At 46.4% G+C, this 13,277-nt stretch carries 6 protein-coding genes; all 6 read right to left on the reverse strand.

What is annotated here, in order from left to right:
- Window positions 1-72: 72 nt before the first annotated feature.
- A complete protein-coding gene (locus LS482_RS18485) occupies window positions 73-2,229 on the reverse strand; it encodes a glycoside hydrolase family 43 protein (RefSeq protein WP_233028996.1) in 2,157 nt (718 codons plus the stop codon).
- Between the two features lie 182 nt (window positions 2,230-2,411).
- Window positions 2,412-5,600: a beta-galactosidase, LacZ type gene (gene lacZ, locus LS482_RS18490; RefSeq protein ID WP_233028997.1), complete on the reverse strand. Its 3,189-nt coding sequence runs from the start codon at window positions 5,598-5,600 to the stop codon at window positions 2,412-2,414.
- A gap of 62 nt (window positions 5,601-5,662) precedes the next feature.
- Window positions 5,663-7,240: a glycoside hydrolase gene (locus tag LS482_RS18495; protein WP_233028998.1), complete on the reverse strand. Its 1,578-nt coding sequence runs from the start codon at window positions 7,238-7,240 to the stop codon at window positions 5,663-5,665.
- Between the two features lie 162 nt (window positions 7,241-7,402).
- Entirely contained in the window at window positions 7,403-8,083 is a 681-nt protein-coding gene (locus LS482_RS18500) for a DUF3823 domain-containing protein (protein ID WP_233028999.1), read from the reverse strand.
- Between the two features lie 68 nt (window positions 8,084-8,151).
- On the reverse strand, window positions 8,152-9,987 hold the full coding sequence (locus tag LS482_RS18505; protein WP_233029000.1) for a RagB/SusD family nutrient uptake outer membrane protein: 1,836 nt from the start codon (window positions 9,985-9,987) through the stop codon (window positions 8,152-8,154).
- Window positions 9,988-9,997: 10 nt separating this feature from the next.
- Window positions 9,998-13,156, reverse strand: a complete 3,159-nt coding sequence (locus LS482_RS18510) for a SusC/RagA family TonB-linked outer membrane protein (protein WP_233029001.1) — start codon at window positions 13,154-13,156, stop codon at window positions 9,998-10,000.
- Window positions 13,157-13,277: the final 121 nt, after the last annotated feature.

Here is a 13,277-nt window from a genome sequence, read left to right on the forward strand (position 1 = left end):
AAGAAAGGGCAGGTGAATTTTATTGATCTGCCGATAATTTGTTTTGACCGATCTAACGTTGACAGTACGGAATCATTTTAACGGAGTTATTCCTTCCAAAGTGGGATTAACTTCGATGATCTTACCGTTCTCATCAAAACTTAAAGTGTCTATACACACTTCACGATGGTATCCTGCGGCCCTTCCCATTTCTGTTCCTTTCGGCCGGGTAAACCGGTGATAAACAATGTACCATTCGTCCTTTCCGGGAACCTGTATCACCGAATTATGCCCTGTTGCAAAAATTTCCCGTTCCTCGTTTTTTCGAATTACGATGTTATTCTCAGGGATTTCCAACGGTCCTGACGGACTGTCGGAAATGGCATATCTCACCTTATAATCGGGGCTCCGGGTATCGTCTTCAGACCATAAAAAGTAATACTTCCCGTTCCGGAAAAATACTTCGGCACCTTCCCTGAAAGTGTTATCGGGGGTAATCACCTTTAAGGTCTCTTTTTTAATTGAAGTCATGTCATCGTTCAATTCAGCTACGGCCATAAAACCGTTTCCCCAGTAGAGGTAGTTTTTTCCGCTTTCCGGATCGGTAAAAATATCGGGATCGATGTTTTGTCCCCCTTTTACACCTTCGGGTTTTTCAGAGATCAACGGTTTCCCGGAATCCCTGAACGGACCGGCGGGACTGTCTGACACCGCTACGCCTATTTGCTGGGCGGCAGTAAAATAGTAGAAGTATTTATAGGCACCGTCTATTTTCTTCTCTATCATGGCAGGTGCCCAGGCATTTCGGCTGGTCCAGGAAACATCTTTTTTTAAATCGAGAATTACGCCTTCATCCTTCCAATGCACTAAATCTTCCGAGGAAAAAGTTTTAAAACAGGTTCCCGACCATCCCGTAAATCCGTCACTGGTGGGATATAAATAATATTTTTGATCCTTTTCCGAAAAAATAATTTCCGGGTCGGCATAATAGCCTTCCAGAACGGGGTTGTTGGCTACTTTAACAGAGACACTGTAAACGGACGTCTTACCTCCGAAACTTAGGTTGTAATCTATGGCGCCCCGGGTAAAATCCTGGCTTCCTTCAGGGGTTACACGGGTTTCGGGCAATGTTTCGAATTGAGGGTCGAAAGCAGATAGGTCGACGTTTTGTTTTACAGGCAGATAAATACCGGATGTTTCGGTATCGATAACAATATTATTCGATTTTATACCGGTATTGGACGCATCGAGTATGGGGGCGAGGTTCTTAGAAGGGAATTTCTGGAGTAAGCGGTTCAGTTCTTCCGTGGTGATCGGGATAACGGAACCGTGCCTCGGATGAAAATTCATGGAGATTTTTTCATCGACCACCTTAAAATTCAGGAGGTCGTTGCTCCGGGTAAACTGGTATTCCCCGTTCATATACACGTCATACATCAGGATGTAATCTTCAGAACCGATCAGTTTAAAAACTCCCGATCCTTCCACGGCCTTGTCGGTCTGGTCCACATTACCCGGTTCCGGTTTGTATCCGGTAGTCAACGAATCTGAAATGGCAACTTTTATCCCTTTGTCGCTTTCCCCCTCGGTTTTGTAAAACAGATGGAACTTTCCATCCTTTTTGATAATGTCACCGTCAATGCACGCTTTCTTCTTAGGGTTAAAAAACAACTGCCGGGGAGCGCTTTCAAGCGCGGTAAAATCATCGTTCACGTATGCATAATAGATCTTGTCATAGCTGTCCGGCTCCAGCATGGAAAAATATACCATGTATTTTTCTTTGGTTTCATCATAAATGGTTTGCGGCGCCCAAACGCGGTGTACTTCGGAAAATTCGGGATAAGTCTCCGGAATATCGATAACGGTGCTCGACCATGTTGTCATATCGTCCGATTTCATTAAAACCATGGCCGTATTGCTCCATCCGTTTTTGGTAAGCAGATCCGTGACCACCATATAGAAGCCCTTATTATCATTTCTCCTTAAGATATGCGGATCGCGCACACCTCCGGTCCGGCTGATCGAAGCAGAAGAAACAATCGGTTCATTGTTGTTTAATGCATAGTAATTATAACCGTCTTTGCTGATGGCATAACGGATGGCTTCCTGGTTTTCCCCGTTACCGGTAAAATAGGTGAACAAATAGGCCGAATATCCGTCGCCCTCCGTATTGGTTTTACAGGAAATAAAATTTAAAAGAAGGCAGGCAAACAGGATCAATCTCATACAGGAGGAGAAAGGAGTATTCATATGAAATATGGTTTTGGTTTTTGATGATTTTAAATGTTAAATATACAATTAAAAAATAATATCACATTATCGCACCTGTTCATGACTATTACAAAATTTTCCTGAAAGGGTGGGTGCATGAGGTATTTGTGAACAGCGTCAGAAAACGAAGTTTGGATCAATGACCTTTGCCCTGCTTATATTTATTTTAATAACGTGATGGTATATGAATAACTGTAAGCATTCTCTTCCAGACGATAGGGCTTATGCGGATACCTTCCCCAGCTGTTATCACCTCCCAGGCCGCGTTGTTTGTAATCCACATGCAGGAATACCTTGTCCTGCACTTTGAGGTCGGTAGGGTGGCGTTGTGCTTTTTGCTCCCCCGGGTCCAGGTCTTCCGTGGAAATATTCAGGGCACTGAAACCGAGAGGTTGCTCTCCGCTGATCATAATACCGCTTCCGGAACCGTTTTTCAACTGAAACCAGCGTACATCGGTTTTGTAGCCGGATTCCTGCGGGCGGATGTACTCCCGGGTAAACTGGTTTGCCACTTGGTCTTTATACAGCCTGATAAAAGAGGAGGTGTTCCTGTCCGGATAATTCTCCCAGGGGCCTCTGCCGTAGTATTCCAGTTGGTCGTATGCTCCCGGCAATACCAAGCGCATTCCAAAACGCGGGATTTCGGGAAGGTCCTTATCGGCATTCAGGCTTGCCGTGACTTTGATGTCTCCGTTGTTTTCGATGTAGTAGGTTACCGTGTACGGAACATTGACCCCGGCCAACCGGTAAATTACGGTAACCGGCAAACCTTCGGTTGTTTTTTTACCGATGGTCACATCCGAAACTCCGGAATTGTGTGTGGCCGTTTTCCAGGCTTTTAATTTTCGGGGCATACCGTTCCCGAAATCATTATCGGTAGGGGCGCGCCAGAAATAAGGTTGTGGAAAAACGGAAACAGGTTCTTCAGCACTTCCTTTTAAATGATATGATTCGAACATTCCGCTTTCAGTGTTAAAGATACCCGCTGTCCTTTCCGTGGAGAAGTGAAGCCGGTTGCCTTTTCTTTCCGTCTTTAATTTTCCCGGATTACTTTTGGGCGGACTATCAAAGAAAGAAGTATTCCCGATACGGAATTGTTCCCGGGCGATTTCATGCCCGGCCGGGATCATTTCGCCGGCATTTTTGGTATAGGCAAAAACATTCAGAAAATATTCCTTATCCCGAAGTTCCGGTAGGTTGATATTGACTGTTTTTGTTGTATTCGGAGCGGCTTTCACATCAAATTCCCCGGTTTTTACGGTTTCCCCGTCGCCGGTCAATTCCCATTTAAACGCATAATTGTCCAGATCGGTGAAGTTGAATTCATTTTTCACCAGGATGGCGGCACCTTCTTTTTTAAACCTGATGTTCTGATATACTTTTTTAACTTCCATGAGGGCCGGATGCGGAACACGGTCTGCTGTTACCAGTCCGTTGGCATTAAAGTTTTCGTCGTTCTGAAGGTCCTGTCCGCCGAGATCGCCGCCGTATGCCCAGAACTCCCGGCCATCGGCAGTTTCCGCTTTTAAGCCCTGGTCCACCCAGTCCCAGATAAAACCGCCCTGCATATGCGGGCTGCTATCGATAATATCCCAGTATTCCTGAAAATTCCCGGTGCTGTTTCCCATGGCATGGGCGTATTCGCACATAATAAACGGGCGTTTTTTGGTATCGTCTTCGGCATAGTTTTTCATGTGATCCATGGAAGGGTACATGGGGCAGACAATATCGGTGTTGCGATTTTCGCCGGCCTGTTCAAACTGTACCATTCTCGTGGTATCGCGTTTTTTGATCCAGTCGTATCCGTCGTAGAAAACCGGTCCGTTGCCACATTCGTTCCCCAATGACCAAATGATGACGGACGGGTGGTTTTTATGGAATTCCACCATACGCTGCATGCGGTCCATATGTGCAGGCGCCCATTCCTCCAGGTAAGCGGGATGCACGGATTTGTCGAAATTCCCCTGCAATTCGGCTCCCATGCCGTGGGTCTCTATGTTGGCTTCGTCAACTACATACATGCCATATTCATCTGCAAGGTCATAGATATACGTATCATGCGGATAGTGGCTCATCCGGATGGCATTGATGTTGTTTTGTTTCATCACCTCCATATCCTTCCGCATCATCCCGCGATCGGGAACATGCCCCTTTTCCCCGTGATGTTCGTGAAGGTTTACGCCTTTGACGGTGATCGGCTCACCGTTGATCATCAGTCGGGCATTTTTGATTTCAACCTCCCTGAACCCTGTTTTTCCGGCCAATGCTGCGATCTCTTTATCGTCTTTATCCAGAAGGCTAATGGTATATGCATACAAATTGGGATATTCGCTGCTCCATTTTTCGGCATCGGGGATTATTGTTCGGAACAGTATTTCTTCTGTAGGCTTACCGGCCTCTTTGGTTTCCGTGTAAATTTCTTTTCCCCGCGGGTCGAAAAGGGTCACCTTTACTTTTGGTTTTTTGATATTGCTCTTTTCAAATGCTTTCAGCTTTACATTCACGCTGAAATTCCCATCGTTGTAATTACGGGTGAGTCCGCTGGTTACAAAATAGTCCCAGAGTGTGGTTTTGGGCATGGCCTGCAGGTAAACATCGCGTTCGATACCGCTTAAACGCCAGAAATCCTGGTCTTCGAGATAACTGCCGTCATGCCAGCGAAAGACCTGCACGGCCAGCAGGTTTTTGCCGTCCTTTAATAAAGGGGTAATATCAAATTCCGCCGGGGTTTTGGAGGCCTTGGTCATTCCGGCTTCTTTTCCGTTTACAAAGACCCTTGCATACCCGGAAATGGAGCCGAATCTTAAAATAACTTCTTTATCACCCCAGTCTCCAGGAACCGTGAATGTACGTCGATAGGAACCTACCGGATTGTAGATCTCATCACCGTTTTCTCCATTAACCGAATTCAGGTTGATGGTTTGACCGGGAGACAGTTCTTTATTCGGGGATTTAGAGGGATACCCGATGTACGGCGGATTTTTTGGGAACGGATAGGTAACGTTGGTATAGATGGGAATGTCGAACCCTTCCACTTCCCAGTTGGAAGGTACGGGAATATTGTCCCAGTCGCTGTCGTCCAGGTCAACCTTATAAAAATTCTTCGGACGCTGACTGGGGTGTTTTACGATGTGAAATTTCCAGCTGCCGTTCAAACTTTTGTAAAACCCGGATGATTCCGGATCATTGTTTAAGGCTTCGGTAGCTGACCCGAACAGGACAAAATCGCTGCGTCCTTCAATTTTATTACGGTCTGTTGTTGTGGGGTCTTCCCATTCATTGGTGTATTGCTGTGCGTTAACTGCTGTAGTCAACACTAAAAAGAGTAGGGGGAGGAAAGGCTTTTTCATATGAAGTAAATTTGGTGTTTCAAGATACTGATAATTCTGTTTATAGCTGTTCGGAACGGGTTTTAGTCGTTAAATACAAATGTTACAACCGATTTTCCGGGGATTTCCGGCACGGTTTCTTTCTGAAGGGCTGTCTTTTCCAGGTTTTTCCCCGGTGCGGTTATATATGAACCGGCGGGTAACAAAATTTTTCCCTCCGAATTAAAATTTACCCGGACACCGTGCTGTCCTGAATTTATTGCCACGAGTATTAATTTTTCATTTTCCGGGTTTATGTAACCCGATACACGGATGTGTCCTGAAGCTGATGCGTTACTTTTTGTTACCCTGATCCTTTGAAATCCGGGCCTTATAAACCTGCTGTAATTTCCCAGGGTCCAGAGCATTTTGCTTTCGTAAATATTTCCGTCGGTTTTATTTTTGTCAATGTATATTAACCCGTCTTTATAGTCGTACGGAGAAATCGCAAGCCACCAGTGCCAGGCGGAAGCATTGGCGATAACAAGATCGTTGTGTATAACCCCGGCCATGTAAAGGGCGGGCTCCATACCGAGATCCCTGCCATTACCTTCAATCTCCCCGTTATTATCTCCGAGAATACAGTATTCGGACATCCAGTACTTCAGACCGGGATGTTTTTTCAGGCTTTCGGAAAGTTTTTTTCTTTGACCTGTTGATCTGGAATCCGGGGAAGTGGTAAAGTAACTGTGTCCCGAGATCGTGTAGCTTAAATGCGACAGGCTTCCGATATAGTTTTCCGAGTTTTCATTGAAAAAGGCTTCGATCTGGGCCCCTCTTCCTGGTTTATCCCCGGTTTCAAACAGATAATTGATCTGGCCGGCCTCGGCGATATCTATTTTTGTATCCAGACCTCGTTTTTCAAGTTCCTTATCCAGTGATCTTGCGATTTCTGCGATTTCATTGTTCCGGAAAGATGTTCCTTCCTGTCCGCCATCTGCCCAGTCCCATTGCGGTTCATTAACAGGACTGATCATATCCACAGGCAACCCCATGCTTTTGAATTCCCCGGCCACCCGGGCCAGGTAACGGGCAAATTCCCCGTAGTGGTCCGGAGCGAGGTTCGACCGAGCTCCGCTATCGGCATAGGCCTTGCCGTTTCTGGTGATATGGACCGGCGGGCTGTTGGAAAATATCAGGAAATTCTCTACGTCATGTTCTTTGGCAGCACGGGCAAACCACACTTGTCCTTTTTGCCTGCTCCAGTCATAAGTACCACCTTCTCGTAAGAAGGACCCTGTTCTTCGCCACTCATCCTTTATACCGCTGGCTTTGCCCTGTCCTGCACTCCCTGCTCCCAGGTTAAACCTCCACAGGGATAAGCCTATACCTTCGGGGTTTCCTTTTTGATCGGTTTGTTTGCTAAAGAGCAGGTCGGCCATTTTTTCCTTTTTGGCCAGGGGCCATTGTCCTGCAAATTGGCACGACCAGGCATCCGAGGCTCCAAAATTGGCAATGGTCTGGTATGTAGTATTTTTATCGATATTGAATTGCAATACATCAGTACCCGCTCGGGGAATTGAAGTGACTTTTCTGTCGGGCTTATCCCGGCAGGCGGTGAAACAGAGATTGATTGTAACGCATAGCATGATGCGCAAAAAACTGCAATTATTTATGTTCATGGTTTTAAGATTACCCGGGCCAGGAGAATTATTTTAATGTGATGGTAAGATAAAGGAGCTTTGTATAAAGCCCCTTATCATCTTTTGTGAAATCCCTGAGAATAAATGCCTTATCAAACCTCACATTATCAGTTTATTGTTCAGGTGTTTTACGGTTAACATTTATAAATCGATTTTTTGGACCTGTGTATAGTAGAATTCGTTGGCCTGTGTAGCACGTACACCAATGCGTACAAACAGGAAACCGGCATCCCGGAGATCTTCCGGAATATCGACATTGACCGTGGTCTGTTGTCCCTCCGTGATATCGCCTGGGGCTACATTCGCTACGTGTTCATTTCTGTTTTGATCGGTAAGCACAGCAGTCCCGAAATATATGTTTACAGATTCAATACCGGCGGTTTCGACAATCTTAGCAATGGTAAAATTAGCTGTAACCGAATTATCACTTACCTGGAAACTTTCATTGTTGATGGTAAAATAAGGTGTTACGGGGACATCGAATGTTGTTCCGCCGTTGACATTGATAACAATGGTATCGTTTAACTGAGGCACCCAGGGGCCACCTTCCTTGACCACCATTTTATATTCACCGTCAAACAGGGATACCGAATAGCTGCCGTCCTGGTCGATATATACCGGGATATTTTTTTCCAGGGCGTAACCACCCTGCCATAATTCGAGCTGGGGGCCGTTGGTTCGGACACCTACGGGCTGTCCTTCGTATACAACGCTTCCTTCGAGGATAGCTGCTGGTTCATCAAAATTGTCATAATCGCAACTCATTGCTAATGGTACAAAGCCAAAAGCCAACATTAACCGGACTATATTTTTTTTCATCATTTTCATTTTTAGTATTCAGAATAGGGTTGGAATCAGTATGCTAAACATCACTGTTTCCCGATTAACCATTAATGGAAAGGGTTCCTTACCAATTTGGGGTTGTTATTAAGAACATTCGGGTCTATGGACGAATAGTAATTGGCAAAACGGAAGAATCTTGGTCTTCTGAACCGTGTAGGCCGCATCTTATGGAAAATGTATTTGTTGTTGTCCTCATGACCGGGACGAACAATCCGGTAGGGGAACAATCCGTAAACCACGGCATCCTCACTGTCGTCACTGCCGTTCCATATCTCGTGGGCGATCCTCCACCGTTTTAAGTCGAAGTACCTGTGGTCTTCAAAAGCGAGTTCCGTCCGGCGTTCGTTCCGGATCATTTCCATCGTCAGGTTACTGATACTGTTGGCGGGGAATCCGGCGCGTTCGCGGATGGTATTGATGTATGCCGTGGCTTCTGCCTGTTGTCCCGTTTCAAAAGCGGCCTCGGCGGCATTGAGGTATATTTCCCCCAACCGGAACCAGGGCCACCAGTTTTGTGCAGCAACTCCCCGGGTACTTGCTCCGGCGGCCTCGCTGACAAACTTGCGTACATAAAACCCGGTATTGCTTACAAACTGGGCATTGTCCTTGGGGCCGTCAAAACCGGTCCATAAGTTACCGTCGTCATATTGATTTCCGAGGTTGGGCGCTGCACGAAACACGTAATTATCGTTCTCCCATATGGCGACTCCCGCCTGGATGCTTACCGGGGTGCTTTTGAAATTTGTTCCGGGATAGATCACCGTACCGTAGAGGCGGGCGTCCTTATTTTCAAAAATGTCGCTGATGTTTTCATAAGGGATGTACGCTCCGTTACCGTCCTGATAATTTAAGGTGCCGTTACTTCCATCCAGATAGTCAAAACTTTCCACCAGGTTTAAAGAGGGGGTAAGTACGGAAGAACCTTCGTTGTCTTCGGTGAGGCTTCTCGGAATATTATCGTAGGTAAACCTGTGGGTTTTAAGGCTGAGTTCATAATCTTTGGCGAAAATGATTTCCCGGTTTCCCTTGTTGATTAACATTTCATAGAAATTCGCCCCTTTATCCGGGTTTTCATCGTAGAGTCCGTAGTTACCACTGTTAATAATGGTTTGTGAGGCCTGAAGCGATTTTTGATAATAATCGCCGGCCTTGTCTGCGGGTATCCCTACTTCACCTCCGGGTAAAGTGATCGGCGATGCCATCCGGTTATTGTATTTTGCCAGTGAAGCGGCATACAACATGGCTCTGCTTTCGAGGGCAAGAGTGGTAAAAGTATTGGCGCGGGTCTGGCTTGAATTATTGGGTGCCAGGTCGGCTTTGATCTCTTCCAGTTCCGTGTAAATGAAATCATATACTTCATGTTCCTTTGCACGGGGTACCTGCAGGGGTGTAGGGTCACCGCTGTAATCATAGATCAACTGTTCGGTAACCAGCGGAACCCCGCCCATACGCTTTACCAGTTCGAAATACACAAAAGCACGGATAAACCGCAATTCGCCCCTGAAAAGGGTTTTTTGCTCTTCATCCAGCTCAATGCTGTATTCGTCTATATTGTCCAGTGCCAGGTTAATATCGCGTATCAACCCGTAATCCCAGTACCTTCCGTAATCGTCTCCGTACTGGAAGTCGTTGTGCCAGTTTCCATCGAAATGGCCGGACCACATCGCATCGTCAATATCGGTCATGCCGCCTGTGTTGAAAACGCCATGCAAAGCCGGTAAGCGGTCGTAATAATTGGCCAGCAGGGACTTGATAAGCACAGGGTCGTTCCAAAGCTGTTCGTCCGTAATGATATTTTTGGGATCTCTTTCCAGCCAGTCATCATTATTACAGGCCGTAAGAAAAAACGAAATGATAACGGATAGTATAAATAAATGTCTCATTGTATTCGATTTAAAATGAAAAGTTAAAACCAACCAACACTGTTTTCTGCTGCGGATAAACCACGGCAGCTCTCGCTTCAATTTCCGGATCAATTCCATATTGCTTAACGTTGTCAAAAGAGAGCAGATTTGATCCGCCTACGTATATACGCGCTTTTTGCGCACTTATCTTTTCCGCGATTTCTTTGGGGAAGGTATATCCGAGTTCGAGGTTCCTTATTCTTAAAAAGCGGACGTTGGTCAGCCAGAAATCACTGTTTCTCGCATTTGGTCCCGAATGTCCCCTGCGGATGGCGGGATAGTGCCCCGGAATCCATTCGCTGTTCGGATCATACGGATCGGCACGGTGCCACCGGTCTTCCAGTAAATACGCAGGAGAGTTACCACCGGCGTGATAGGGATTTCTGAGTTCGTAATCCTGGAACCAGGATTGCATGGCACCACCGGCGAAATCGATATTCAGATCAATGCCTTTCCAGTCCAGTCCGATATTCCCTCCGAAAGACATCATGGGGGCCCAGCCCGTAGGATAACCGATAGGGCGCTCGTCCATACCGTTAATGGTACCGTCTCCGTTCACATCCTTGTAAATAAAATCGCCGGGGAGTTGGGTCCTGTTGTTTTGTCCGTCGTTGTTCACAGGGTGATTCCTGATCTCTTCTTCATTCTGAAAACGGCCAACCACCTGATATCCCCACCAGACACCGCCCCACCGGTCTTCTGCGGAACCGCGGTACTCATCCCATGAATTTCCGAAGCGTGGCTTGTAGGTCTTTATACTTCTGTAACGGGAATAGGTGAAATTACCGCTAACGGTATAATTAAGCTCACCGACGGAGTTTCTGTAGGTAATAATTCCTTCTCCTCCGTAGTAGCCGTTCTCGTTGAGGTTCTCATTGGGAAGCGTATAACCTACTTCGCTTGGCAACAGTACATCATACCGTGGGGCAGGGACCCCCGTTCTTACGATCTTAAACAGATCGGCCGTCATGCTTAGTTTGTTGTCGAACATGGCCACATCGATACCGATATTGGAGTTGGTGTTTTTTACCCACGACAAGTTATCGACCGGTAGCCCTCTGGGCCTTATTCCGGTGGTAAAGCTGCCGTCCAGTACGGCATTTCCGTTATTCCAGGTATAGCCTCCGAGATATCCGAACATGCTCACTCCTTCTTCTTTTCCTGTCTGGCCGATGGATGCCCTGATTTTTAAATTGTTAACAACACCTTTCAAGCCTTTGAAAAAGGGTTCTTCGGAAATACGCCATCCCAGGGATACACCGGGGAAGAAACCCCAGCGGTGCCCCGGAGGGTATAGGTAGGAAGCGTCGTAACGTCCTAATAATTCGAGCAGGTATTTGCCCTTGTAATTGTAATTGATCTTTCCGATATAGCCGGCCCTTGCTTCGTAATCCCAGGCGTCATTGAACGAATTCAATTTATCGAATTCCAGCAGGGGAAGGTAATCGTTGGAAGGATTGGTTCCCAGTTGCAGGTAATCCTTTTCATAATCAGACCGTTCATAGGCTGCGGTAACAGATAGCGAATGGTCGCCGAAGGTTTTGGAATAATCCAGTTGGAACTGGGTATATCTCGAAACCACTTCCCGTTCGGTCTGAAATCTCCATCCGCCATCGACTCCCCCGGTGCGGTCATAAATGTCTTCGGCTTCATTATAGGTGTAAACATCATAGGTATATTGAAAACCGTCGAATTTATTGTTGGTATAGTTATAGGAAAAGGTTCCTTTTGCCTTCAGGCCGAAATCAAAATCATAGGTAGCAAATAAGTTGATATTGAGATTGCGTCCCAGATTGTCTTTATAACCTGCAATATCCCGGTCGAACAAAGCCGGGTTTCTCGAATAATCGCGGGTATGATTGATATAATCGGGATTGTCATTGGCATAGGGGCCTACCGTGGGGATATTACTGAACATTCCCAGGATGGCCGAAAAATAACCGTCTCCGCCGGGCAGGCCGACATCCCGGGTTTTTTCCTGTCTTCCGCTTATTTGTGTTCCTATACTTAAATGCTTTGTTATATCGGATTCCAGGTTGGCCTGTAAATTGGTTCTTTCGTATGAGAAGTCTTCCATTAATGCATCCTGGTGGGTGTTGGCCACAGAAAGGTAATAATTCGTTTTCTCCGATCCTCCCGTTACGTTGGCATTAATGTGATATTGCGGAATATTTTTGCGCATCACAAGGTCGTAGTAATCGTAGCTCCGGTACCCGGGTTCGGTCCCTGCCTGCCACCTGGCCAGTTCTTCCGGTGTATATACGCTGTTGGGGTCCTGCCCGGCATTTTGTGCGGCTTCTACTAACCCTCTTGTATATTGCGCGGCATTGGCCAGTTTCGGGAACCTGGTTAAATTCTGCCAGCCGTAATATCCGTTGACGTTGATCCGGACATCTTCGTTTTTTCTCCCTTTTTTGGTGGTTACGAGCACCACGCCGTTGGCCGCCCGCATTCCGTAAATGGCGGCGGAAGCGTCCTTCAGGATGGTGATACTTTCTATATCCTCCAGGTTCAGCGAATTGAATATATCGTTCCCGGAAACGTTTGGCGATTGTACCCAGTCGCCACCCGTTTGTCCTCCATAGGGAATACCGTCAATCACAAAGAGCGGGTTTCCCATGTTCCTGACTTCGATCGCAGCGCCCCTTCCGGGCCTGGCATCTTTTGCCCTTACCGATACTCCCGGCGTCTTTCCGGCCAGTGCCCCGGCCGTAGTGGTTGAAGAAGATCTTACCAGGTCTTCGGACTTAATGTTACTTATGGCAGCGGTTACTTCTTTCTTTTTCTGGGTACCGTAACCCACTACCACAACCTCGTCCAGCGATGCAATATCGGCTTGCAGTGTTACTTCCGTGAAAAGGTCGTCGTTAACAGGCACTTCCTGTGTTTTAAAGCCTATGAATGAAATAACCAGAACAACATCTTCGGGGCCTGAAACAGTTAAACTAAATTCCCCGTCCATATCGGTCATGGTACCGTTGGAGCCTCCTTTTTCAACTACGGCTGCCCCCGGGAGAGGGACTCCCTCATCATCTAAAACCCGACCATTGATCTCGGTTTCCTGTGCGGTGAGAACAGAAGTAAAGGCTACGAAAACTGCAATGCATAACCATTTTATACTTCCTGATCTCAGTAATTTTTGATACATACGTTAGTGGTTTTGGTTAAATAAATTATAAGTTGGTTAACTTGCTCGTTAAAATGTAGTAAGGGCGCTAATTCATTAACAGGAATACAATGTTCTTAATTTTGTGTTAATAAAACCGGGT

Origin of the sequence: Sinomicrobium kalidii (assembly GCF_021183825.1) — a bacterium.
In the GTDB taxonomy this organism is placed as follows: Bacteria; Bacteroidota; Bacteroidia; order Flavobacteriales; family Flavobacteriaceae; genus Sinomicrobium; species Sinomicrobium kalidii.